At 71.2% G+C, this 22,396-nt stretch carries 19 protein-coding genes; 16 read left to right on the forward strand and 3 right to left on the reverse strand.

Annotated features, from left to right (window positions below; translation table 11 throughout):
• Nucleotides 1-17 precede the first annotated feature (17 nt).
• From AB0M82_RS34770 to AB0M82_RS34780, 3 genes are read left to right on the forward strand one after another with little or no spacing between them, the layout of a single operon-like run.
• Complete coding sequence (locus AB0M82_RS34770; protein WP_364731242.1) at nucleotides 18-527, forward strand: PadR family transcriptional regulator; 510 nt, start codon at nucleotides 18-20, stop codon at nucleotides 525-527.
• Nucleotides 524-1,738, forward strand: a complete 1,215-nt coding sequence (locus tag AB0M82_RS34775) for a cytochrome P450 (RefSeq protein ID WP_364731244.1) — start codon at nucleotides 524-526, stop codon at nucleotides 1,736-1,738. Before AB0M82_RS34770 ends, AB0M82_RS34775 begins: the two co-directional genes overlap by 4 nt.
• Before the next feature lie 2 nt (nucleotides 1,739-1,740).
• Complete coding sequence (locus tag AB0M82_RS34780; protein ID WP_364731247.1) at nucleotides 1,741-1,938, forward strand: ferredoxin; 198 nt, start codon at nucleotides 1,741-1,743, stop codon at nucleotides 1,936-1,938.
• An 18-nt stretch (nucleotides 1,939-1,956) separates the two neighbouring features.
• On the opposite strand, the gene AB0M82_RS34785 is transcribed toward AB0M82_RS34780, so the two are convergent.
• The gene (locus AB0M82_RS34785) at nucleotides 1,957-4,692 is read right to left on the reverse strand and encodes an FAD-binding and (Fe-S)-binding domain-containing protein (RefSeq protein WP_364731250.1); all 2,736 of its coding nucleotides are present in this window, start codon (nucleotides 4,690-4,692) and stop codon (nucleotides 1,957-1,959) included.
• A gap of 67 nt (nucleotides 4,693-4,759) precedes the next feature.
• Between AB0M82_RS34785 and AB0M82_RS34790 the strand changes: the two genes are divergently transcribed.
• The 8 genes from AB0M82_RS34790 to AB0M82_RS34825 all read left to right on the forward strand — a co-directional run bounded on the left by AB0M82_RS34790 (nucleotide 4,760) and on the right by AB0M82_RS34825 (nucleotide 12,483).
• Nucleotides 4,760-5,917 carry a GAF domain-containing protein gene (locus AB0M82_RS34790; protein WP_364731253.1) on the forward strand — a complete coding sequence of 386 codons (1,158 nt, stop codon included), beginning with the start codon at nucleotides 4,760-4,762 and terminating at the stop codon, nucleotides 5,915-5,917.
• Nucleotides 5,914-6,537, forward strand: a complete 624-nt coding sequence (locus tag AB0M82_RS34795) for a response regulator transcription factor (protein ID WP_364731256.1) — start codon at nucleotides 5,914-5,916, stop codon at nucleotides 6,535-6,537. Before AB0M82_RS34790 ends, AB0M82_RS34795 begins: the two co-directional genes overlap by 4 nt.
• Before the next feature lie 13 nt (nucleotides 6,538-6,550).
• Nucleotides 6,551-7,375, forward strand: coding sequence for a PHP domain-containing protein (locus AB0M82_RS34800; protein WP_364731259.1), 825 nt, complete (start codon nucleotides 6,551-6,553; stop codon nucleotides 7,373-7,375).
• A gap of 247 nt (nucleotides 7,376-7,622) precedes the next feature.
• Nucleotides 7,623-8,432, forward strand: a complete 810-nt coding sequence (locus AB0M82_RS34805; protein WP_364731262.1) for an ABC transporter ATP-binding protein — start codon at nucleotides 7,623-7,625, stop codon at nucleotides 8,430-8,432.
• The gene (locus AB0M82_RS34810) at nucleotides 8,429-9,202 is read left to right on the forward strand and encodes an ABC transporter ATP-binding protein (protein ID WP_364731265.1); all 774 of its coding nucleotides are present in this window, start codon (nucleotides 8,429-8,431) and stop codon (nucleotides 9,200-9,202) included. The genes AB0M82_RS34805 and AB0M82_RS34810 overlap by 4 nt, the downstream gene beginning before the upstream one ends.
• Complete coding sequence (locus AB0M82_RS34815) at nucleotides 9,199-10,077, forward strand: branched-chain amino acid ABC transporter permease (RefSeq protein ID WP_364731268.1); 879 nt, start codon at nucleotides 9,199-9,201, stop codon at nucleotides 10,075-10,077. The genes AB0M82_RS34810 and AB0M82_RS34815 overlap by 4 nt, the downstream gene beginning before the upstream one ends.
• 7 nt (nucleotides 10,078-10,084) lie before the next feature.
• Nucleotides 10,085-11,236, forward strand: coding sequence for a branched-chain amino acid ABC transporter permease (locus tag AB0M82_RS34820; protein ID WP_364731375.1), 1,152 nt, complete (start codon nucleotides 10,085-10,087; stop codon nucleotides 11,234-11,236).
• Complete coding sequence (locus tag AB0M82_RS34825; RefSeq protein WP_364731271.1) at nucleotides 11,233-12,483, forward strand: ABC transporter substrate-binding protein; 1,251 nt, start codon at nucleotides 11,233-11,235, stop codon at nucleotides 12,481-12,483. Before AB0M82_RS34820 ends, AB0M82_RS34825 begins: the two co-directional genes overlap by 4 nt.
• Here AB0M82_RS34825 and AB0M82_RS34830 read toward each other — a convergent pair.
• Nucleotides 12,452-13,492 carry a Glu/Leu/Phe/Val dehydrogenase dimerization domain-containing protein gene (locus AB0M82_RS34830; RefSeq protein WP_364731274.1) on the reverse strand — a complete coding sequence of 347 codons (1,041 nt, stop codon included), beginning with the start codon at nucleotides 13,490-13,492 and terminating at the stop codon, nucleotides 12,452-12,454. The two genes, AB0M82_RS34825 and AB0M82_RS34830, sit on opposite strands and share 32 nt — an antisense overlap.
• Before the next feature lie 77 nt (nucleotides 13,493-13,569).
• On the opposite strand from AB0M82_RS34830, the gene AB0M82_RS34835 reads away from it, so the two are divergent.
• The 3 genes from AB0M82_RS34835 (at nucleotide 13,570) to AB0M82_RS34845 (ending at nucleotide 15,031) form a co-directional block, all read left to right on the forward strand.
• Nucleotides 13,570-14,028, forward strand: a complete 459-nt coding sequence (locus AB0M82_RS34835) for an Lrp/AsnC family transcriptional regulator (RefSeq protein WP_364731277.1) — start codon at nucleotides 13,570-13,572, stop codon at nucleotides 14,026-14,028.
• Between the two features lie 138 nt (nucleotides 14,029-14,166).
• A complete protein-coding gene (locus tag AB0M82_RS34840; RefSeq protein WP_364731279.1) occupies nucleotides 14,167-14,424 on the forward strand; it encodes a hypothetical protein in 258 nt (85 codons plus the stop codon).
• 40 nt (nucleotides 14,425-14,464) lie between these two features.
• Nucleotides 14,465-15,031 carry a GNAT family N-acetyltransferase gene (locus AB0M82_RS34845; RefSeq protein ID WP_364731282.1) on the forward strand — a complete coding sequence of 189 codons (567 nt, stop codon included), beginning with the start codon at nucleotides 14,465-14,467 and terminating at the stop codon, nucleotides 15,029-15,031.
• A gap of 112 nt (nucleotides 15,032-15,143) precedes the next feature.
• Here AB0M82_RS34845 and AB0M82_RS34850 read toward each other — a convergent pair whose 3' ends face one another.
• Nucleotides 15,144-15,797: a YigZ family protein gene (locus AB0M82_RS34850; protein WP_364731285.1), complete on the reverse strand. Its 654-nt coding sequence runs from the start codon at nucleotides 15,795-15,797 to the stop codon at nucleotides 15,144-15,146.
• A gap of 581 nt (nucleotides 15,798-16,378) precedes the next feature.
• Here AB0M82_RS34850 and gltB point away from each other — a divergent pair.
• Both gltB and AB0M82_RS34860 read left to right on the forward strand, forming a co-directional pair.
• The gene (gene gltB / locus AB0M82_RS34855; protein ID WP_364731287.1) at nucleotides 16,379-20,950 is read left to right on the forward strand and encodes a glutamate synthase large subunit; all 4,572 of its coding nucleotides are present in this window, start codon (nucleotides 16,379-16,381) and stop codon (nucleotides 20,948-20,950) included.
• Nucleotides 20,943-22,394: a glutamate synthase subunit beta gene (locus tag AB0M82_RS34860; RefSeq protein ID WP_364731290.1), complete on the forward strand. Its 1,452-nt coding sequence runs from the start codon at nucleotides 20,943-20,945 to the stop codon at nucleotides 22,392-22,394. Before gltB ends, AB0M82_RS34860 begins: the two co-directional genes overlap by 8 nt.
• Nucleotides 22,395-22,396: the final 2 nt, after the last annotated feature.

Raw genomic sequence — 22,396 nt, forward strand, 5'->3', positions numbered from 1 at the left:
AGGTTACGGTGACCTAGGTGTGGATCGAGATCCTCTTGCTGTCCAAGCTGGCCGCCGAACCGATGCACGGTTACGAACTGCGCAAGGCCGTCGAGGCGTCGACGGGCCACACCTTGTCGAACAACTCGCTGTACCCGACGCTGCGGCGCTTCGTCGACGCCGGCGCGGTGAGCCGCAGTGCCGAGGAGCAGGAGGCCAAGCCGCCGCGGCACGTCTACACGATCACCGACGTCGGCCGGGAGCTGCTGCACGACATGCTCGCGGACTTCCCGCCGGAGCTGGCGCTCAGCCAGGAGGAGTTCCTGTCGCGCGTCGGGAACTTCGGGTGGCTGCGCCCGGAGGAACGGGCGCGGGTGCTCGAAGTCCGGACCCGCGCGCTGACCACCGAGCAGGCGCGGCTGACCGAGCTCGCCGCCGGGCAGGCCGACCCGTGGAGCCGCACCGCGCTGCACCACGTTCTCGGGAGGTTCGACGCCGAACTCCGCTGGCTTTCCGACCTCCGAACCGATCCGAGGAGCGACGCATGACCACCACCGAACAGACGCCTCGACTTCCCTTCGCCCGCGCCGACGCGCTCTCGATCGCCCCGGACTACGAAGTCCTCCGGCGGCAGGCGCCGGTGACCAGGGTGCTCACCCCCGCCGGCGACCCGGCGTGGCTGGTGACGTCGTACGAAGAGGCCAAGGAGGTCTTCCGGGACCGCCGCTTCGGCCGCTCGCACCCGGCGCCGGAACAGGCGTCGCGGATTTCCTACGCCGCGGTGCAGGACGGCCCGAGCGGCGACTTCGAAACCGAAGAGCGGGAGCACAAGCGGATGCGCCGGATGCTGGCGCCCGCGTTCTCCGCGCCCCGCATGCGCGCCCTCGGCGACCGCATCGCCGAGCTGACCGACCGCTGCCTCGACGACCTGCAGGCCGCGCGCGACGCCAACCCCGGCGAGCCGGTCGACCTGACCGACTTCCTCGCGTTCCCCCTGCCGGTCCTGGTGATCTGCGAGCTGCTCGGCGTGCCGTACGCCGACCGCGAGCACTTCCGCGGGCTGTCCGAGCGGATCGCGCTGATGGACGGCGGCGAAGACGCCCAGGCGGCGATGGCGGAGTTCATGGCCTACATGACGAAGCTGGCCGACGCCAGGCGCACGGACCCGCGGGCCGACGTCATCTCCGACATGGTCGCGGTCCAGGCCGACGATCCGGCCTTCACCGACGAAGACCTCGCCCGGATGGGCGCCGGCCTGCTGTTCGCCGGCCACGAGACGACGTCGACGCGCATCGCGATGGGCACCCTGTTCCTGCTCACCGATCCGGACCGCCGCGACCGCTTCGCCGCCGACCCCGAAGGCCAGGTGGACCAGACCGTGGAGGAGATCCTGCGGCTGACGGCCACCAGCGGCACCGGCTTGCTGCGGTACGCGCGCGAGGACGTCGAGATCGCCGGGGTCCGGATCGCCCGCGGCGACGCGGTGCTGATCTCGAGCGACGCGGCCAACCGCGACGCGTCGGTGTTCGCCGACCCCGACGAGTTCGACCCCGGCCGCACGCCGAACGTCCACCTCGCCTTCGGCACCGGCGCCCACGTCTGCATCGGCGCCAACCTCGCCCGCACCGAGCTGCGGACGGTGTTCCCCAAGCTGTTCCGCCGCTTCCCGGGCCTACGGCTCTCGGTCGGGCTCGACGAGATCCCCGTCCGGGTGAACCGCGTCGCCGGCGGCGTCGACCGCGTCCCCGTGGAGTGGTGAACGTGAAGATCACCGTCGACCCGGAAAGCTGCGTCTCGTCCGGACAGTGCGTCCTGCTCGCGCCGGGGACGTTCGACCAGAGCGAGGACGACGGCACGGTCGTCCTCCTCGCGTCCGAGCCGTCCGCCGGCGAGGAGGACGCCGTCCGGCAGGCGGAGCTGACCTGCCCGGCCGCCGCGATCCGCCTCTCGGGCGCGTAAGCCGCCGCGCGCGAATGATCACGGGAGCGCGCGGCGCAGCAGCTCCGCCAGGTGCACCGGCGTCCGCCCCGACTCCTGGGCGATCTGTGTCCGGCAGCTGAAGCCGTCGGACACGACCACGGTGTCCGGGGAAGCCGCGCGAATCGCGGGCAGCAGGCGATCCTCGGCCACCGCCTTCGAGACGTCGTAGTGGCCGCGCTCGAAACCGAAGTTGCCGGCCAGGCCACAACATCCGGAGTCGAGCGTCGTGTTGCGCACCCCCGCGGCCGCCAGCGCGGCCTCGTCGGCGCCGAAGCCCAGCACCGCGTGCTGGTGGCAGTGCACCTGCGTGATCGCGTCGACATCGAGCGCCGCGAACGGGATCGGCGCCCGCTCCAGCAGTTCGGCGAACGTGAACGTCCGGGATGCCAGCAGTGACGCACGCGCGTCGCCCGGCATGAGCGCGGGCAGGTCGCCGCGGAACAGCGCCGTGCAGCTCGGTTCCAGGCCCGCCACCTCGTAGCCGTCCGCCAGGTACGGCATGAGCACGTCGAGCGTCCGGTCGAGGACGCGACGCGCGACGCCGAGCTGGCCCGTCGACACCCACGTCAGTCCACAGCAGACTCCGCGGTCCGGCAGCACGACGTCGTAGCCCGCCGCGGTCAGGACTTCCCACGCGGCGTCGAGCACCGAAGGCGTCAGGTAGTTGTTGAACGAGTCCGGCCACAGCACCACGCGGCGCTCCCCCGTCGCCTGGCGGCGCAGGTCGGCCCGCGCACGGGTGAACGGGGAAGGCGCGAACGACGGCAGGTCGCGTTCCGGTGCGATCCCGCCGAACCGTTTCACCCAGCGCGCCAACGAAGAACGTCCGACGGCGTTGGCCAGCCGCGGGACGCGTGCGCTGAGCCGCAGCCACAGCGGCAGCCAGCCCATCGAGTAGTGCGACGCCGGACGCGGCCGCCGCCGGTAGTGCTGGTGCAGGAACTCCGCCTTGTACGTCGCCATGTCGACGTCGACCGGGCAGTCGGAGAGACACCCCTTGCAGGACAGGCACAGGTCGAGGGCCTCGCGGACTTCGCTCGATCGCCAGCCGTCCGTGATGACTTCGCCGTTGATCATCTCCGCGAGCAGGTGCGCGCGCCCGCGCGTCGAGTGCTGTTCCTCGCGGGTGGCCCGGTAGCTCGGGCACATCACGCCGCCGCCGCTGGTGTTGCGGCACTTCCCCACGCCGACGCAGCGCCGCATCGCCTGCCCGAAGCTCCCCCGGTCCTCGGGATAACCCAGCACCGTGACGTCCTCTATGGACAGTGGCGCCGGGCGCACGCGCAGGTTCGCGTCGACCGGCCGCGGCGCCACCAGGATGCCGGGGTTCATCCGGCCGGCCGGGTCGAAGACCCCCTTGAACCGCGCGAAGAGGTCCATCATCTCCGGGCTGTACATGCGCGACAGCAGCTCGGAGCGCGCCTGGCCGTCGCCGTGCTCGCCGGACAGCGAGCCGCCGTGCGCGGCGACGAGGTCCGCGGCCTCCTCCAGGAACCGCCGGAACCCGGCGACGCCTTCGGAAGACAACAGGTCGAAGTCCAGCCGCATGTGCAGGCAGCCTTCGCCGTAGTGGCCGTAGACCACGCTGCGACGTCCGTGCGCGCGCATCAACGCCTTGAACTCGCGCAGGTACGCGCCGAGCCGCTCGGGCGGGACGGCGGCGTCCTCCCAGCCGGGCCACGCCTCCGAGCCGTCCGCGAGCCGCGTCGCCAGCCCGGCGCCTTCCTCGCGGATGCGCCACAGACGGCGTTGTGCGGCCGGGTCGTCCAGGATCGCGAACCCGGTGAGATCGAGCGACGAGGCGAGCGCGCGGGCCTGCTCGCCCGGGTCGTCACCGGCCAGTTCGACGAAGAGCCACGCGCCGCCCGGCGGCAGGTCGCCCGCCCGGCCCGGCAGCATCGCGACCAGTTCGGCGTCCACGCCTTCGACGGTCAGCGGGGACCACGGGAGGATCCGCGGCACGGCGTCCGCCGCGGCGATGTCGGAGGAAAACCCCAGCACGGCGAGGACCTTGCGGTCCGGGAGCGCGGCGAGCGAGACGGTCGCTTCGAGGATGGTCACGCAGGTGCCCTCGCTCCCGACGAGCGCCTTCGCGACGTCGAAACCGTTCTCCGGCAACAGGTGTTCCAGCCCGTAGCCGGAGACGCGCCGCGGCCACGTCGAGAGTTCCTTGCGCAGCAACGCCAGGTTGTCCCGCACCAGCGCGCGCAGCTCGTCGAAGATCCGGCCTTCGGTGGGCTCGCCGCGCCCCACCCGCAGCCGCGTGCCGTCGTAGAGCAGCACGTCCAGCGAGCGGACGACGTCGACCGTGCGCCCCCACGCCACCGAGTGCGAGCCGCACGCGTTGTTGCCGATCATCCCGCCGAGCGTGCACCGGCTGTGCGTCGACGGGTCCGGCCCGAACCGCAGCCCGTGCGGCGCCGCGGCCGCCTGCAGGTCGTCCAGCACCGTGCCCGGCAGCACCCGCGCGAGCCGGGTCTCCGGGTCCAGCGCGAGCACGCCGCGGACGTGGCGCGAGGTGTCGATGACCAGGCCCGGCCCGCACGCGTTCCCGGCGACGCTCGTGCCGCCGCCGCGCGCGATCACCGGCAGGTCACGCGCGCGGGCCTCGGCGACCGCGGCGACGACGTCGTCGACGGTCTCCGGCAGCACCACGCCGCGGGGCACGTGGCGGTAGTTGGACGCGTCGGTGGTGTACAGCGCGAGCGTGGCGGCGTCGGTGAGGATCTCCACGTCCCCCATTCAAGTCGACCGGCGGCGTCCGCACCTCTCCAGTCGGCTATGTCCGAAACCACCTCCGATGTGCGATCGTGAGCGCGTGACGGCAAAGGAGCACGTCGCCGAGTACAGCGCTGTGCTGGGCGAGCTGCTGCGCGAGCGCGAGGAGCTGCTCGGCACGCTCGACCGGGTCGCCGCGCTGCACGGAACCGCGCGCCTGATCCGCGAGACGGTCGGCGCGAAGGCCGGGTTCGTCGGCGAGCTCACCGAGCCGGGGCGGGCCGTGATCCGCTGGATGTCCGGCAACCGCACCGACGCGCTGCAGGACCTCGAAGTCCCCGTCGGCCAGGGCATCGGCGGGCGGGTGCTGGCGCTGGGCCGGCCGGTGCGGGTCACCGACTACGTCAGCTCGCCGACGATCACCCACCACTTCGACGCCCAGGTGCGCGGCGAGGGCCTGGCCGCGATGCTCGCCGTCCCGATCATCGCGCGCGGCGAGACCGTCGCCATCGCGTACGCGGCCATGCGCGAACCCGCCGACTTCGGCGACGACGCCGTCCGGCGGATGGAAGCGGTCGCGTGCCAGGCCGGCGCGGCGCTGCACCTGGCGAAGGTCGCCGAGACGGACCGCTCGGCCGCGGTGGCCGGCGAGCGCCTGCGGATGCAGAGCGCGCTCCACGACTCCGTCGGCGCGCTGCTGTTCTCGATCGGCGTCCAGGTGCGTGACCTGCACGCGGACGCCCACGGCAACCCCGGCCTGGAAGCACGGCTGCGCCAGTTGGAAGGGGACGTCTCGGCGGCGGCCGGGGCGCTGCGGGAATCGCTGCTGGCGATGTCGGAGTCCAGCCCGGAACGCGCGCTCCCGGTCGAGCTGGCCGAGCACTGCCGCTCGTTCCAGGCGCGCTGCGGCGTCCCGGCGCGGTTCGTGCAGCTCGCGGCGGTGCCGCCGCTGGACGCCGAACGGACCGCGCTGCTCGTGTCCGCGGTCCGCGAAGGGCTGCTCAACGTCGAGAAGCACGCCGGGGCGACGTCCGTGATCGTCAGCCTGCTGCCCAGCGACGACGGGGTCCAGGTGGTCGTCGCGGACGACGGCGCCGGTGCGGCGCCCGTCCCCGGCACGGGCATGGGCCTGCGGACGCTGACCGGGCGTGCCGCGCGCCTCGGCGGCCGGGTCAGCCTGGTCCGCGACGACGACGACGGCTGCACCCTGCGCGCGTGGGTGCCGCTGGTGCGGCCGTGACGCCCGCGACCGTGTTCGTCGTCGACGACCACCCGGTGGTCCGCGACGGCGTGACCCTGCTGCTGCGCTCGGACCCGTGCCTGAGCGTGGTCGGCTCCGCGGAGTCCGGGCGGCTGGCGATCGAGCGGGTGGCGTCGCTGGCGCCGGACCTGATCCTGCTCGACCTGCGGCTGCCGGACATGCTCGCGCCGGAGGTCGTCACCGAGCTGCGGCGGGTGCACCCCGACGGGAAGATCGTGGTGTTCACCGCGCACGGCGACCACCAGGGCGTGCTGGCCGCGCTGGAGTCGGGGGCGCACGGTTGCCTGCTCAAGGACGCCGCCGGCGCGCAGCTGGTGACCGAGCTGCGGCGGGTGCTGCGCGGCGAGCGCGTCGTCGACCCGCGGATCCTGCCCGACGCCGGGCAGCGGTCGGACGCGCTGGCCCGCAGCGGCCTGACCCGCCGCGAGTACGAGGTCCTGCGGCTGGCCGCGCAGGGGCAGACGAACCCGGAGATCGCGGAGTCGACCGGGCTGGCGCGCAACACGGTGAAGACGTACCTGCAGTCGGCGCTGCACAAGCTGGGTGCGCGCAACCGCGTCGAGGCGATCGGCAAGGCCAGTGAGGCCGGGCTGCTGTGAGATCCTCCGCTGCGTGACGATCGACCTGCACGCGCACAGCACGGCCTCCGACGGGACGACGCCGCCTTCGGACCTTCCCCGGCTGGCCGCCGAAGCCGGGCTGACCGTGCTCGCCCTCACCGACCACGACACCTTCGCGGGCCTGGCCGCGGCTTCCGCCGCTTCGGACATCGAACTCGTTCCCGGCGTGGAGATCTCGTGCCGGCTCGATGACGCCGAGGTGCACCTGCTCGGCTACTTCGCCGATCCGGGGAACGCGCCGCTGGCCACGGAGCTGGAGCTGATCCGGACCGACCGGGAGCGCCGCGGGGTGCGGATGGTCGAGCGTTGCCGGGAGCTGGGCGCGCCGATCACCCTGGAGGAGGTCCGGGCGATCGCCGGCGGGGCTTCGCTCGGCCGCCCGCACGTCGCGGCCGCGCTGGTGGCCGCGGGCGTGGTCGCCGACACCGCGGGCGCGTTCACCACGGACTGGCTCGCCGACGGCGGCCGCGCCGACGTGCCGAAGCACGTGCTGTCCACGGTGGACGCGATCGCGCTGGTCCGCGCGGCGGGCGGCGTCACGGTGCTGGCTCATCCGCGCTCGGTGAAGCGCCGCGCTTCGGTCTCCGACACGCAGCTGGCCACGCTCGCCTCAGCCGGGCTGGCGGGTGTCGAAGCCGACCACCCGGAACAGCCACCTGAAGTCCGGGAGCGGCTACGCGCGGTAGCCGCCGACCTGGGCTTGCTTGCGACCGGATCGAGCGACTTCCACGGCGACCGCAAGCCGGTCCGCCTCGGCGAGTTCACGACGTCCCCCGACGTGCTCGCGGCCCTCCGGGAGGCCGTCCAAAAGCCGTGAATGTCGCATTGAGGGTCCATCCATGCCCCCGCCACCACCCTCAACGGAGGCGCTGACGCGCCACAGCGTCAATTCAAGTCCCTCAATGCGACATTCACGGATCTGAGCAGGCCCGTGTCCGTTTTGTAGCCCGGGGGGTCTCCAGGTGGGGGTAACGGATCACTCCCGCCGAACGCAGGATGACCGCCACTGACGGTGACTCACGTCACACAAGTGGAGGAGGCATCTTGCGTCCTGGAGTAAGTCCGTGCTGACCGTGCGTGGTCTACGGGTGCGGTACGGCCGGTCGACGGCCGCCCTGCACGGCGTCGACCTCGACGTTTCCGCCGACGGCGTGCTGGCCGTGCTCGGCAGCAACGGTGCCGGGAAGTCCACTTTGCTCAGAGCCCTCTCGGGCACGCTCCGCATGCACCGCGGCGCGGTTTCGGGCGGCCAGATCCACTACGACGGCCACGCGCTCGGCAAGCTCGACCCCGCCCGGATCGTCCGGCTCGGCGTCGTCGGCGTGCCCGAGGGCCGGCAGGTGTTCGCCCGGATGACCGTCGAGGAGAACCTGCGGGCCGGCGGCATCGGGGCACGGACCGCCGCCGAGCGCACCGCCGCGCGACAGCGGGTCGACGAGCTGTTCCCCGTCCTCACCGAACGCGCGAGGCAACGCGCCGGGCTGCTGTCCGGCGGGGAGCAGCAGATGCTGGCCATCGGCCGGGCGCTGATGTCCGCGCCGCGGCTGCTGCTCCTCGACGAACCGTCGCTGGGACTGGCGCCGAAGATCGTCGAGCAGATCAGCCGGACCATCCGCGAGATCCACGAGCAGGGCACCGCCGTGGTGCTGGTGGAGCAGAACGCCGTGATGGCGCTCAACGTCGCCGACCACGCCCTCGTGCTGGAGACGGGACGGGTCGCGCTGGCCGGGACGGCCGCCGAACTCGCCGCCAGCCAGGACGTCCAGCGGCTCTACCTCGGCGGGCACGCCGAGTCGCAGGAGGCCGCCGAGGCCGCGGCGGAGACCGCGCGCGCCCGCCTGGCGGGCCGGACCCTGTCGAGGTGGGGCGGATGACGCCGCCGGAACTGCGCGTCGACCGCCTGTCCCTGCGGTTCGGCGGGATCCGCGCGCTCGACGACGTCTCGTTCACCGTCGCCCCGGGATCGCTGCACGCGCTGATCGGGCCGAACGGCGCCGGGAAGTCCAGCTGCTTCAACGTGATCAGCGGCCTCTACCAGGCGAACGACGGCCGCGTGCTGCTCGGGGAACAGGACCTCACCGGGATCGCGCCGCACAAGCTCGCTCGCCTCGGCGTCGGGCGGTCGTTCCAGAACGCCGCCCTCTCCCCCGGCTCGACCGTGCTGGACAACGTCATGCTCGGCCGCCACGCGCTGACCCGCGGCGGGTTCCTCGAAGTGGGGCTGCGGCTGCCGTGGACGGTCCGCGCCGAACGACGGCACGCCGAGCGGGTCCGGGAGATCTGCGCGTTCCTCGGGCTGGGGCCGGTGGTCGACGCCCCGGTCGGCGCGCTGCCCTACGGCGCGGTCAAGCGCGTCGACCTGGCCCGCGCGCTCGCCGTCGAGCCCGTGCTGCTCCTGCTCGACGAGCCGGCGGCCGGGATGAACGCGTCGGAGACCGCGGAGCTGGCCGGGACCATCAGCGAGATCCGCGCCGAGCTGGGCATCTCGATCCTGCTCGTCGAGCACGACATGGGCCTGGTGATGGGGATCGCCGACCGGGTCACGGTGCTCGACTTCGGGCGCCGCATCGCCGACGGCACTCCCGCCGAAGTCCAGTCCGACCCGGACGTCATCAAGGCCTACCTGGGCACGGAGGCGGCGTGAACACATTCCTGCAGCTCGCGGTGAACGGTCTCGGCAAGGGCGCGGTGTTCGCGTTGCTGGCGCTGGGGTTCGTGATCATCTTCAAGGCCACCGAGGTGGTCAACTTCGCGCACGGCTCGCTCGTGCTGTTCGGCGGCTACCTCGTCGTGGTGACGCGGGACGCGCTCGGCTGGGCCGGCGCGTCGCTGGTCGGGATCGTCTCCGCCGGGCTGCTCGGGCTGCTCGTGGAGCGGCTGCTGCTGTCGCGCTCGCGGCACGCCGACGCGAACAGCCTGGCCCTGCTCACCATCGGCGTCGACGTGATGATCACCGAGGAGATCGTCCGCCGCCTCGGCGTCACGCTGCCCTTCCTCGGCGACGCCTGGGACGCGAAGCCGTTCCAGCTCGGCGGGATCACGCTGTTCCGCACGCACCTGGTCGCCCTCGGCGTGGCCGCGGTGCTGATCACGGCGTTCTGGCTGGCCTTCAAGTACTCGAACTGGGGCGTGGCGATGCGGGCGCAGGCGGAGAACCGCGAGGCCGCCGCGCTGATGGGCATCCGCAGCTCCCGCGTCACCGCGACCGCGTGGCTGGTCGCCGGGCTGCTGGCCGGCGTGGCCGTGCTGTTCATCGCGACGCAGGACTTCTCCGGCGCCGGGCTTTCCCGCGGGACGCACTCGATCGCGCTGGCCGCGTTCCCCGCGGCGATCCTCGGCGGCCTCGACTCGACGGCGGGCGCGGTGGTCGGCGGCCTGGTCGTCGGCCTCGTGGAGGCGTTGTCGGCGCAGTACGTCTCGTTCGACTTCTCCAAGAGCGCGGTGTTCCTGGTGATGCTGGTGGTCCTGGTGGTGCGGCCGTCCGGGCTGTTCGGCACGAGGGAGCGAACCCGTGTCTGACAGCGCTGTGTCCGAAGTGGACACCAAAGCCGCGGCCGACGCGCCGGCGCCGCGTCCCCGCCGCAGCCCGGCGAAGCTGGTCCGCACGGCGGCGTGGCTCGTGCTGCTGGTCGTCCTGCTCGCCCTGCCGCTGTACCTCGACGCGGCCTGGCTGAAGTCCGGCCAGTACATGATGATCGGCGCGGTCGGGGCGATCGGGCTGACGCTGGTGGTCGGGCAGGCCGGCCAGCTTTCCCTGGCGCACGCGTTCTTCCTGCTCGCCGGCGGCACGGCCTACACCGTCCTGTCCGGACCGACCGGCGACGACCGCGTGGTCGGCTTCGGCCTCGACCCCGGCCTGTCACTGCTCGGCGCGGTGGTCGTCGCGGCGCTGCTGGGCCTGGCCTTCGCCCCGGTCGCCGGGCGGCTGCGCGGGATCTACCTCGGCGTCGCCTCGCTGGCGCTGGTGTTCCTCGGCCTCTACTTCGGGCAGTCGGCCGAGGAGCTCACCGGCGGGACGTCGACCGGGCGCACACCGGCGTCGTTCTCGCTGTTCGGGTTCCCCTTCACCAACGACGGCCCGCAATTCGAACTGCTCGGCGTGCCGATCCAGCAGGCCGAGCGCATGTGGTACCTGTTCCTGCTGCTCACCGTCATCGCGTTCGTCATGGCCCGCGGCGCGGTCCGCGGCCGGGTCGGGCGGTCGTGGCGGGCGGTGCGCGACCACGAGGCCGCGGCCGCGGTGATGGGGGTCAGCGTGATCCGCGCCAAGGCCGGCGCGTTCGCCGTCTCGTCGGCCTATGGCGGCCTCGCGGGCGCGATGACCGTGCTGTGGTTCGACATCCTCAAACCGGACGAGAGCGAGTTCGGCACCTACGGCATCAACGTGTCCATCGCCTTCCTCGCGATGGTCATCATCGGCGGCCTCGGCTCGGTCCCCGGCGCGCTCGTCGGCGCGCTGATCGTCAACGGCCTGCCGCAGGTCCTCGCCCTGTACTCGGCCGACCTGGGCTGGTTCTCCGGCACCGGCGACGGCGCGCTGACCCCGGTGCTGGTCAGCTCGTTCGTCTACGGCGCCGCGATCATCCTCGTCGTGCTGTTCGAGCCGGGTGGGCTCGCCGCGATCGGCCGCCGGATCACGCAGAGACGTTTTCGCCGTCAACCTCCGGAGGAACCATGAAACGAACACACCTGGCGGCGGCGCTGGCGGCCGTCCTCGCGCTCGGCGCGTGCAGCACGAAGGCGAACGACTCCGGCTCGTCGGGCTCCGACAGCTCCGGCGTCAAGACCGGCAAGGGGGTGACGGCCACCGAGGTGACGCTCGGCGTGATGACCGACAAGTCCGGCGTGTTCAAGAACCTCGGCCTCGGCGTCACGCAGGGCAACGAGCTGTGGGCCAAGGACTTCAACGCCGCCGGCGGTGTCTGCGGCCGGCAGGTGAAACTCGAAGAGGTCGACCACGGCTACAAGGCCGACACGGCGAAGACGCTGTACCCGCAGATCGAGCCGAAGGTGCTCGGCTTCGTGCAGCTGCTCGGCTCGCCGGTGGTGGCCGCGCTGAAGCAGAACCTGGCCACGGACAAGGCCGTCGCCGCGCCCGCGTCGTGGTCGTCGGAACTGCTCGACAACCCGTACGTGATGATCGTCGGCACCACCTACGACCTGGAGATCATCGACGGCCTGTCCTACCTGCAGGAGCAGGGCCTGATCAAGGACGGCGACACGATCGGGCACGTCTACATCGACGGCGAGTACGGGAAGAACGGCCTGCGCGGCTCGCAGTTCTACGCGAAGAAGCACAGCCTGACGGTCAAGGAAGTGAAGATCACCTCGACCGACAGCGACCTCACCAACGTCGTCACCGGGCTGAAGGGTGCCGGCGTCAAGGCCATCGTGCTGACGACGACGCCCGCGCAGACCGGATCCGCGGTCTCGACGAACAAGGCGCTCGGGCTGAACGTGCCGGTGCTGGGCAACAACCCGACGTTCGACCCCGCGCTGCTGAAGAGCCCGGCCGCCGGGGCGCTCGACAAGCTCACCGTCGTCGCCAGCAGCGTGCCGTTCTCGGCCGACCTGCCGAAGGCCAAGGACGTCGCGGCGAAGTACAAGGCCGCGTACAAGGAAACGCCCAACGGCGGGGTGCCCTACGGCTACGCGGTCGGCGAGGTGTGGGGCGCGGTGCTGAAGAAGGCCTGCGACAACAAGGACATCACCCGGGACGGCATCGCCGCGGCGCTGAAGCAGACGACGTCGGCGAGCACGGACGACCTGGTCGCGGCGCTCGACTTCTCCAAGCCGGGGACGCCGGCGACGCGCCAGGTGTACGCGGCCACCCCGGACGCCACCGCCGAGGGCGGCGTCCGGTACGTCAAGCCGCTGTTCGAAGCGCCCGAGGCTAAGGAGTACGTGGCTCCGCACCAGAAGTGAGCCTTCGCCGCGCCAGCGCGGCCGCCTCCTCCAGCGGGGTGGTCGCGTTGGCGCGCGCGGCGTTCAGGAGGTCCTCGACGGTCCGTTCGATCGTCTCGACGCGGGCGAGGGCGGCCTCGTGGCCCAGGCCCTCCGCTTCGCGCGAGAGCGTGTAGAGAATCCCGCCGGCGCTCGCCACGTAGTCCGGGATCCACAGGACGCCGCGAGCGGCGAGGCCGGCCGCGACGGAGTCGTCGGTCAGCTGGTTGTTGGCCGGGCCGACGACCAGCGGGGTGTCCAGCGGTGTCTCCGCGCTCAGGACGCCGCCGACCGCGGCCGGGATGACGACGTCCGCGGTCAGGGTGAGCGCCTTTTCCGGCTCGGCCCAGGTCAGTCCGAGCCGCTCGGCTTCGGCGCGCTTCGCCGGGTCGATGTCGGAGACGACGACGTCGGCGCCGGCCGCTTGGAGGCTCGCGGCCAGGTGGGCGCCGACCGAGCCGTAGCCGCTGACGACCACCCTCCGGCCGGCCATGGCGGCTTCGCCGAAGACGGCCCGGGCCGCGGCCCGCAGCGCGGCCAGCACGCCGACGGCGGTCGGGCCGCTGGAGGAGCCGGTGCCGCCCGCGGACTCGGGGGCGCAGAACGCGAACGCCGAGACCTCGCGCAGCACCAGCATGTCGGCCGGGCCGGTGCCGACGTCCGGTCCGGCCAGGTAGGCGCCGCCGAACCCGGCGATCAAGTCGGCGTGGTCGAGCAGGACGTCCCGGCGCTCCGCCGGCGAAAGGACGCGCCCCGGCTCCAGCGCGATCACGCTCTTGCCGCCGCCGAAGGCCAGCCCGGCGACCGCGCACTTCGCCGTCATCGCGGCGGACAGGCGGAGGACGTCGTCGACGGCCTGGCCGAAGTTCGCGTAGGGCTTGAGGCGGCAGCCGCCGACGGCCGGACCGAGGGCGGTCGAATGGATCGCGACCATCGTGGTGATGCCGGATCGGCGGCCCCGGCGGGCGACGAGTTGCTCATGTGCGGTCATGACGGCTGAAGTTAGAGTGACCAGCGGCGGTATCGGCTCGTCGCCGAACGTTATTCGGTGACACTGGGGAGGTCAGGGTGCTCGACGAACTTGATTCGGCGATCGTGCGGCACCTGCAGGAGGACGCGCGGCAGACCAACCGGGACATCGCGCGCAAGGTCGGCATCGCGCCGTCGACGTGTCTCGAACGCGTCCGGCTGCTGCGCGAACGCGGCGTCATTCGCGGCTACCACGCCGACATCGACCTGGCGAGCCTCAACCGTGGCGTCCGGGCGCTCGTCACGGCGCAGGTACGGCCGCTGAGCCGGGCGGTGATCGATTCCTTCCAGCGGTCGATCGCGGAACTGCCGGAGGTCGTCTCGGTATACGTCACGGCGGGCAGCGACGATTTCTTGATCGAAGTGACCACGCCGGACATCGACGCGTTGCACGCTTTTCTCACCGACCGGCTGGCGTTGCGCCGGGAGATCGTCGGCTTCCGGACGTCGATCGTTTTCCGCCACCTGCGGAAGACGACGCTTGAACCACTCCCGTAGGGGTACCCGAGGGTTCACCCGGAAACGCACGACACGCCACCCTTAAGCGCACCCCTGAAATACCCCGGTTCGCACCCTGGAAGGCGGAAACTGTCGGTGGTAGGCGGTCTAATGAGACGACGGGAAGGAGGCGCCGCCATGATCACCGAACTGAACCATCGTGAGCGGGCCACATTGAGAGCCGTGGCCGGGGGTCACGCCGAAATCAGCTGCAGTTGCGAGCCCGACCTCTTCATCGACGGTCTGGCTTGCTGCGACCAGTCCACCGTCCACCGGCTCGCCCGGCTGGGCCTGATCGCACCGGCCCGCCCGGGCAAGTGCGGGGCACGGGTGCCCGCGGTGCTCACCCAGGCCGGCTCGCAGGCGCTGGGCGAGGTCTTCGCCACCGCCGCGTAATGGCGTTGCCACACACTGGGGTCACTGTCAGCATCACCTGATGCAGGTATTCCTCGAAACCGAGCGGCTCATCCTCCGCCGGTTCACCGAGAACGACGCGGACGCGCTCTTCGGGCTCTACGACGACCCGGCCGTCATGAAGTACCTCAATGGGGGCAGGCCGGCGGACCGCACCGAGATCGTCACCCTCGATCTCCCCGCGTTCCTCGGTTACTACGAGCGTTTCCCCGGTTACGGGTTCTGGGCCGCGATCGAGAAGAGCAGCGGCGATTTCCTGGGGTGGTTCCATTTCCGGCCGCGGCCGGAAGATCCGCCGGACGAGCCCGAGCTGGGCTACCGGCTGCACCAGAAGGCGTGGGGCAAGGGCTACGGCACCGAGGGATCCGCGGCGCTGCTCGCGAAGGGCTTCACGGACCTGGGAGTCCGGCGCGTGACGGCGTCCACGATGGTGGTGAACGAGCGCTCGCGCCGCGTGATGGAAAAGCTGGGGATGACGCTCGTCCGCACGTACTTCGAGGAGTTCCCGGAGCACGAGCGGGCGCCGGGCAGCGAACACGGCGACGTCGAGTACGCCATCACCCGCGAGCAGTGGCAGACGCGGTCGTGATCGAAGCCGGAACTCGCGTGATCGAGGCCGGAACTCGCGTGATCGAGGCCGGAACTCGCGTGATCAGAGGCGGAACTCGCGAGTTCCGCCTCTGATCACGCGGATTACGGATTCAGTCACGCGAGTCACGGCGCGAATCACGGACCCGCACCCATGTCTCACCGAGTTCCGTCGTCGTGGCTTCGCCGTTGGTCAAGTCCGCGAGCCGGCTCTCGAACGCCTCCGCCTCGCCCGGGGCTAGGCCGATCTCGAAGCGGGCTCGCTCGTCGAAGCGGGTCGCGCGCAGCACGTAGGGCGACGCGCGGAGGTCGTTCTCCAGCCGGCCCGCACGGTCGTAGCTCACCGCCACCTCCACCAGCCGGAGACGCCGGTGTTCTAGTACACCAACAGCTTCCGCCGCTTCCGCGACCGATTGGCCGTACGCGCGGATCAGCCCGCCGGCGCCGAGCAGCACCCCGCCGAAGTACCGCGTCACCACCGCGACCGTGTCGGTCAGCTCCCGGCGGCGCAGCACCTCCAGCATCGGCGCGCCCGCCGTGCCCGCCGGCTCACCGTCGTCGCCGGCCCGCCGGGTCCGCCCGCCGGGCCCCAGAACGAACGCGTGACAGTGGTGCCGGGCGCCCGGATCCGCCCGGCGGCGGGCGGCGATGAACTCGCGCGCGGCCGCCTCCGACGTCACCGGAGCGAGCGCGCAGAGGAACCGGGAGCGCTTGATCTCGATCTCGTGGACGCTCATCCGAGCCACGGAGAGATAACGATCAGTCATCGGACGAGTCCGCCATGCATCCAGCTTCCCACCCCGGCGCACCGTCGCGAGACCCGCCCTGGACCACTTGGGACAGACGTTTCCGCAGGTCAGAGCCACAAAACGCCGCTCTGCGGGAGATCCAGCCCGGCATATGGGACTACCCCGGGTGCCGTCAACGCATGCGTGGCATTTCCCACCCGGGCGCGACGACGTATGTCGATAACAGCGAATTCACACTATCGTCATAAGACCCGGCGAACCCGGGAGTAACACCGCGCGCTCCGACCGGCCCCCACCACCCTGGCCGTTCTCTGCGCGCACGCAGCACCCGACACGTTCGGCTGCCCAGTGTTGTGCGGCCTCCCAGATGACCCGCGTCCGGCTTCCGGGCTCCCGCCCGGCCGATACCTCGCGGCATCTTGCACTGTGAAACCAACGCAGTGTGACACCACCAAGCACTGCGACACCACCAACGCCGACAACAGCAACTGTTCTCGACTGACTATCGCGGTACCGGACCACTTCGTTAACCGGTTCAGCTGGAACCACTCGATGAAGTTGAGTACCGGTCGCGCCAACGCCTTGGGAGGCGGCCAGCCGTGACCCACCGTGCCAGTTCCCTGCCCCCGTCCGGGGAGCAGCTCAGCAACGCCGAGGCCAAGGGCCTCTACCGGAGCGACTACGAACACGACGCCTGCGGTGTCGCCTTCGTCGCCGACCTGACCGGCCGCCGAGATCATACGATCGTCGCGAAGGCCCTGATCGCGTTGCGCAACCTGGAACATCGCGGGGCGCGGGGCGCCGAACCGGACACCGGCGACGGCGCCGGCCTGCTGATCCAGATCCCGGACGAGTTCTACCGCGAGGTCGTGGACTTCACCCTGCCCGAACCCGGCATGTACGCCGTGGGCACGGCTTTCCTGCCGCAGGACGAAAAGCGCCGCGGCCGGGCCATGACGACCATCGAGCGCATCGCGGCCGAAGAGGACATGCGCGTCCTCGGCTGGCGCGAGCTCCCGGTGCACGCCGAGCACTGCGGGCCGACCGCGGCCGAGACCATGCCGCACTTCACGCAGCTGTTCCTCGCCGCACGCCGTCCGAAGCCGGAACACCAGGACCCCCTCGCCATCGAGCGCAGCGCCTTCTGCGTCCGCAAGCGCGCGGAGCACGAACTGGCCGAGGACGACGTGTACTTCCCGTCGCTGTCCTCGCGCACGATCGTCTACAAAGGAATGCTCACCGAGCCCCAGGTCGAGCGGTTCTTCGCCGACCTGACCGACGAGCGCGTCACCAGCGCCATCGGCCTCGTGCACTCCCGCTTCTCCACCAACACCTTCCCGTCGTGGCCGCTGGCGCACCCGTACCGGTACGTCGCGCACAACGGCGAGATCAACACACTGCGCGGCAACCGCAACTGGATGGACGCCCGCGAAGCGCTGCTCGAGACCGACCTGATCCCGGGCGACCTCAAGCGCATCTACCCCGTGATCACGCGCGGGGCCAGTGACTCGGCGAGCTTCGACGAAGTGCTCGAGCTCCTCCACCTCGGCGGCCGGTCGCTCCCCCACGCGGTTCTCATGATGATCCCCGAAGCCTGGGAGAACCACCAGGAAATGGACCCGGCGCGACGCGCCTTCTACGAGTTCCACTCGACTTTGATGGAGCCGTGGGACGGCCCGGCGCTCGTCGCCTTCACCGACGGCGCCCAGATCGGGGCGGTGCTGGATCGCAACGGCCTGCGTCCCGGCCGGTACTGGGTGACCGACGACGGGCTCGTCGTGCTGGCCTCCGAGGTCGGCGTGCTCGACATCGACCCGGCGACGATCGTCCGGAAGGGACGCCTCGAGCCCGGCCGGATGTTCCTCGTGGACACCGTGGCCGGCCGGATCGTCGAGGACGAGGAGGTCAAGGGCGAGCTGGCCACCGCGCACCCGTACGACGAATGGGTCGACGCCGGCCTGCTGCACCTCGACGCCCTGCCCGAACGCGACCGCGAGGTGCCGCTGCACGCCGCGCTCGTCCGCCGCCAGCAGGCGTTTGGCTACACCGAGGAAGAGCTCGAAGTCATCCTCGAGCCGATGGCCCGCACCGGCGCGGAGCCGATCGGCTCGATGGGCAACGACTCGCCGCTCGCACCGCTGTCGAGCCGGCCGCGGCTGCTGTTCGACTACTTCATCCAGCTGTTCGCGCAGGTCACGAACCCGCCGCTGGACGCGATCCGCGAGGAGCTGGTGACCGCGCTCGGCACGCAGATCGGCGCCGAGCCGAACCTCCTGGTGGGCGACGCGTCCAGCTGCCGCCGCATCACGCTCCCGTTCCCGGTGCTCGACAACGATCAGCTCGCCAAGCTGGTGCACGTCAACGACGACGGCGACCTGCCGGAGTTCCAGGCGGTCACCGTGCTCGGCCGGTACAACGTGCACGGGGGCGGCGAGGCCCTCGTCAAGCGGCTCGACGAGATCCGCGCCGAGGTGTCGGAGGCGATCGAGGACGGCGCGCGGTTGATCGTGCTGTCCGACCGCGGGGTCGACGAGGACCACGCGCCGATCCCCTCGCTGCTGCTGACCGGCGCGGTGCACCACCACCTCGTCCGCGAGAAGACACGCACGCAGGTCGGCCTCATCGTCGAGGCGGGCGACGCGCGCGAGGTGCACCACATCGCGCTGCTGATCGGCTACGGCGTCGCGGCGGTGAACCCGTACCTGGCGATGGCGACCGTCGAGGAGATGGCGTACCAGGGCCTGATCCCGGGCGTGACGCCGAAGCAGGCGACGCAGAACCTGATCAAGGCGCTGGGCAAGGGCGTCCGCAAGACGATGTCCAAGATGGGCGTTTCGACCGTCGCGTCCTATACCGGCGCGCAGATCTTCGAGGCGATCGGGCTCGGCGACGACGTCATCGAGAACTGCTTCACCGGCACGACGTCCCGCCTCGGCGGCGTCGGCTTCGAAACGCTCGCCGACGAGGTCGCGAAGCGGCACAAGTACGCCTTCCCCGCCGACGGCGTCCGGGCCTCCCACCGCGAGCTCCAGACCGGCGCGGACTACCAGTGGCGCCGCGAGGGCGAGCCGCACCTGTTCAACCCGCAGACGGTGTTCAAGCTCCAGCACTCCACGCGGGCCGGGAAGTACGACGTCTTCAAGGAGTACACGAAGGCCGTCGACGACCAGGCCGAGAAGCTGCTGACGCTGCGCGGGCTGTTCGACTTCAAGTACGGCCAGCGGCCGCCGGTGCCGATCGAGGAGGTCGAACCGGTCTCGTCGATCGTCAAGCGGTTCGCCACCGGCGCGATCTCCTACGGCTCGATCTCCATGGAGATGCACCAGACCCTCGCCATCGCGATGAACCGCCTCGGCGCGAAGTCCAACACCGGCGAAGGCGGCGAAGACGCGGAACGGCTGTACGACCCGGAGCGTCGCTCCGCGGTCAAGCAGGTCGCCAGCGGCCGGTTCGGCGTCACGAGCGAGTACCTCGTCAACGCCGACGACATCCAGATCAAGATGGCGCAGGGCGCGAAGCCCGGCGAAGGCGGGCAGCTGCCCGGTGCGAAGGTGTACCCGTGGATCGCGAAGACGCGGTTCTCGACGCCGGGCGTGGGGTTGATTTCCCCGCCACCGCACCACGACATCTACTCGATCGAGGACCTGGCGCAGCTGATCCACGACCTGAAGAACGCCAACCCCAAGGCACGCATCCACGTGAAGCTCGTGTCCGAGGTCGGCGTCGGCACGGTCGCGGCCGGCGTGTCGAAGGCGCACGCCGACGTCGTGCTCATCTCGGGCCACGACGGCGGCACGGGCGCGTCACCGCTGTCGTCCATCAAGCACGCCGGTGGCCCCTGGGAGCTCGGCCTGGCCGAGACGCAGCAGACGCTGCTGGCCAACCGGCTGCGCGACCGGATCGTGGTGCAGACCGACGGCCAGCTCAAGACCGGCCGCGACGTGATCATCGCGGCGCTGCTCGGCGCCGAGGAGTTCGGCTTCGCGACCGCGCCGCTGGTGGTGTCCGGCTGCATCATGATGCGCGTCTGCCACCTCGACACCTGCCCGGTGGGCGTCGCGACGCAGAACCCGAAGCTGCGTGAGAAGTTCAGCGGCAAGGCCGAGTACGTCGTCAACTTCTTCGAGTTCATCGCCCAGGAGGTCCGGGAGTACCTGGCGGAGCTGGGCTTCCGGTCGATCGCCGAGGCCGTCGGGCACGCCGAGTTCCTCGACAAGCGCAAGGCCATCGAGCACTGGAAGGCGTCCGGGCTGGACCTGTCGCCGATCTTCCACGTGCCCGACATCGCGCCGGCCGGCCTGCGGCTCCAGCAGACGCTGCAGGACCACGGGCTCGAGAAGGCGCTCGACAACACGCTGATCCAGCTCGCCGAGGGCGCGTTGAACTCCGGCGACCGGGTGCGCCTGGAACTGCCCGTGCGCAACGTGAACCGGACCGTCGGCACGATGCTCGGCTCGGAGCTGACCAAGCGGTGGGGCGGCGAAGGGCTGCCGGACGACACCATCGACGTCACCTTCACCGGGACGGCCGGCCAGTCGTTCGGCGCGTTCGTGCCGAAGGGCATCACGCTGCGGCTCTACGGCGACGGCAACGACTACGTCGGCAAGGGTCTCTCCGGCGGCCGGCTGATCGTGCGGCCGCCGAAGGAGGCGCGGATCGCCGCCGAGGACCACATCATCGCCGGCAACGTCATCGCCTACGGCGCGACCAGCGGCGAGATCTTCATCCGCGGCAAGGTCGGCGAGCGGTTCTGCGTGCGCAACTCGGGCGCGCTGGCCGTCGTCGAAGGCGTCGGCGACCACGGCGGCGAGTACATGACCGGTGGCCGGATGGTCGTGCTCGGCCCGATCGGGCGCAACTTCGCGGCCGGCATGTCCGGCGGCGTCGCGTACGTGCTGGACCTGCCCGCGCACCGCGTCAACCCGGAGATGGTCGACCTCGACCCGCTCGACTCCGAGGACGCCGACTTCCTGCGGGAGACGCTGGAAAAGCACTACAACGAAACGGAATCCGCGGTCGCGCGGGAACTGCTGGCCGACTGGGACGCGGGCATCGACCGCTTCGGGAAGGTCATGCCGAAGGACTACAAGCGCGTGCTCGCCGCTCAGGTGCAGGCGGAGCGGGACGGGCGCGACGTGAACGAGGCGATCATGGAGGCCGCACATGGCTGACCCCAAGGGCTTTCTGACCACCACCCGCGAAGAACCGAAGCGCCGTCCGGTCGACCTGCGGCTGATGGACTGGCGAGAGGTCTACGAAGACTTCGCCACCACGAAGCTGGAGAAGCAGGCCGGCCGCTGCATGGACTGCGGCATCCCGTTCTGCCACCAGGGCTGTCCGCTCGGGAACCTCATCCCGGAGTGGAACACGCTGGTGTGGCGCGACGACTGGCGCAAGGCCATCGAACGGCTGCACGCGACCAACAACTTCCCGGAGTTCACCGGCACCCTGTGCCCGGCGCCCTGCGAAACCGCGTGCGTGCTCGGGATCAACGACGATCCGGTGACGATCAAGCGGGTCGAGATCTCCATCGTCGACCGCGCCTTCGAAGAGGGCTGGGTGACGCCCGAGGTGCCCGTCACGAAGACGGGCAAGAAGGTCGCCGTCGTCGGGTCCGGCCCGTCGGGACTCGCCGCGGCGCAGCAGCTCACGCGCGCGGGCCACAGCGTCGTGGTCCTCGAGCGGGCCGACAAGATCGGCGGGCTGCTGCGCTACGGCATTCCCGAGTTCAAGATGGAGAAGCACCGGCTGGACCGGCGCCTCGACCAGATGCGCGCGGAAGGCACCGAGTTCCGGACTTCGGTGGACGTCGGCGTCGACGTTCCGGCCGCCGAACTGACGTCTTCGTACGACGCCGTGGTGCTGGCGGGTGGCGCGACCGACTGGCGCGACCTGCCGATCCCCGGCCGGGAGCTGGACGGCATCCTCCAGGCGATGGAGTTCCTCCCGCCGGCCAACCGGGTCGCCGCGGGCGAGCTGGAGAAGTCGCCGTTCGACGCCGCCGGTCTGGACGTCGTCGTGATCGGCGGCGGCGACACGGGCGCCGACTGCGTCGGGACGTCGCACCGCCAGGGCGCCCGTTCGGTGACGCAGCTGGAGATCATGCCCAAGCCGCCCGAGTCGCGTTCGGACGCGCACCCGTGGCCGACGTACCCGATGATCTACCGGGTGTCCTCGGCGCACGAAGAGGGCGGCGAGCGGCTGTACGCGGTGAACACGCAGGAGTTCCTGGGTGACGACGCCGGTCGCGTCCGGGCGCTCAAGCTCGTCGAGGTCCGCAACGAGGGCGGCAAGTTCGTCCCGGTGCCCGGGACCGAACGCGAGCTGCCGGCGCAGCTGGTGCTGCTGGCGATGGGCTTCCTCGGGCCGCAGAAGAAGGGCCTGCTCGAAGACCTCGGCGTCGAGCTGGACGCGCGCGGCAACGTGGCGCGCGACAAGGCGTTCAAGACGAGCCTGGACAACGTGTTCGTGGCGGGCGACATGGGGCGCGGCCAGTCCCTGATCGTGTGGGCGATCGCGGAGGGCCGCTCGGCGGCCGCGGGCGTGGACGCGTACCTGACCGGGCGCGGCTTCCTGCCCGCGCCGATCGCGCCGACGGACCGGCCGCTCGCCTAGAC

It is taken from the genome of Amycolatopsis sp. NPDC051128 (assembly GCF_040682715.1).
In the GTDB taxonomy this organism is placed as follows: Bacteria; Actinomycetota; Actinomycetes; order Mycobacteriales; family Pseudonocardiaceae; genus Amycolatopsis.

Coding starts and splice junctions, on each gene's coding strand:
- AB0M82_RS34775 (WP_364731244.1), top strand. CDS start 524: ATGACCACCACCGAACAGACGCCTCGACTTCCCTTCGCCCGCGCCGAC.
- AB0M82_RS34790 (WP_364731253.1), top strand. CDS start 4,760: ATGTGCGATCGTGAGCGCGTGACGGCAAAGGAGCACGTCGCCGAGTAC.
- AB0M82_RS34810 (WP_364731265.1), top strand. CDS start 8,429: ATGACGCCGCCGGAACTGCGCGTCGACCGCCTGTCCCTGCGGTTCGGC.
- AB0M82_RS34825 (WP_364731271.1), top strand. CDS start 11,233: ATGAAACGAACACACCTGGCGGCGGCGCTGGCGGCCGTCCTCGCGCTC.
- AB0M82_RS34830 (WP_364731274.1), bottom strand. CDS start 13,492: ATGACCGCACATGAGCAACTCGTCGCCCGCCGGGGCCGCCGATCCGGC.
- AB0M82_RS34840 (WP_364731279.1), top strand. CDS start 14,167: ATGATCACCGAACTGAACCATCGTGAGCGGGCCACATTGAGAGCCGTG.
- AB0M82_RS34845 (WP_364731282.1), top strand. CDS start 14,465: ATGCAGGTATTCCTCGAAACCGAGCGGCTCATCCTCCGCCGGTTCACC.
- AB0M82_RS34850 (WP_364731285.1), bottom strand. CDS start 15,797: ATGACTGATCGTTATCTCTCCGTGGCTCGGATGAGCGTCCACGAGATC.
- AB0M82_RS34860 (WP_364731290.1), top strand. CDS start 20,943: ATGGCTGACCCCAAGGGCTTTCTGACCACCACCCGCGAAGAACCGAAG.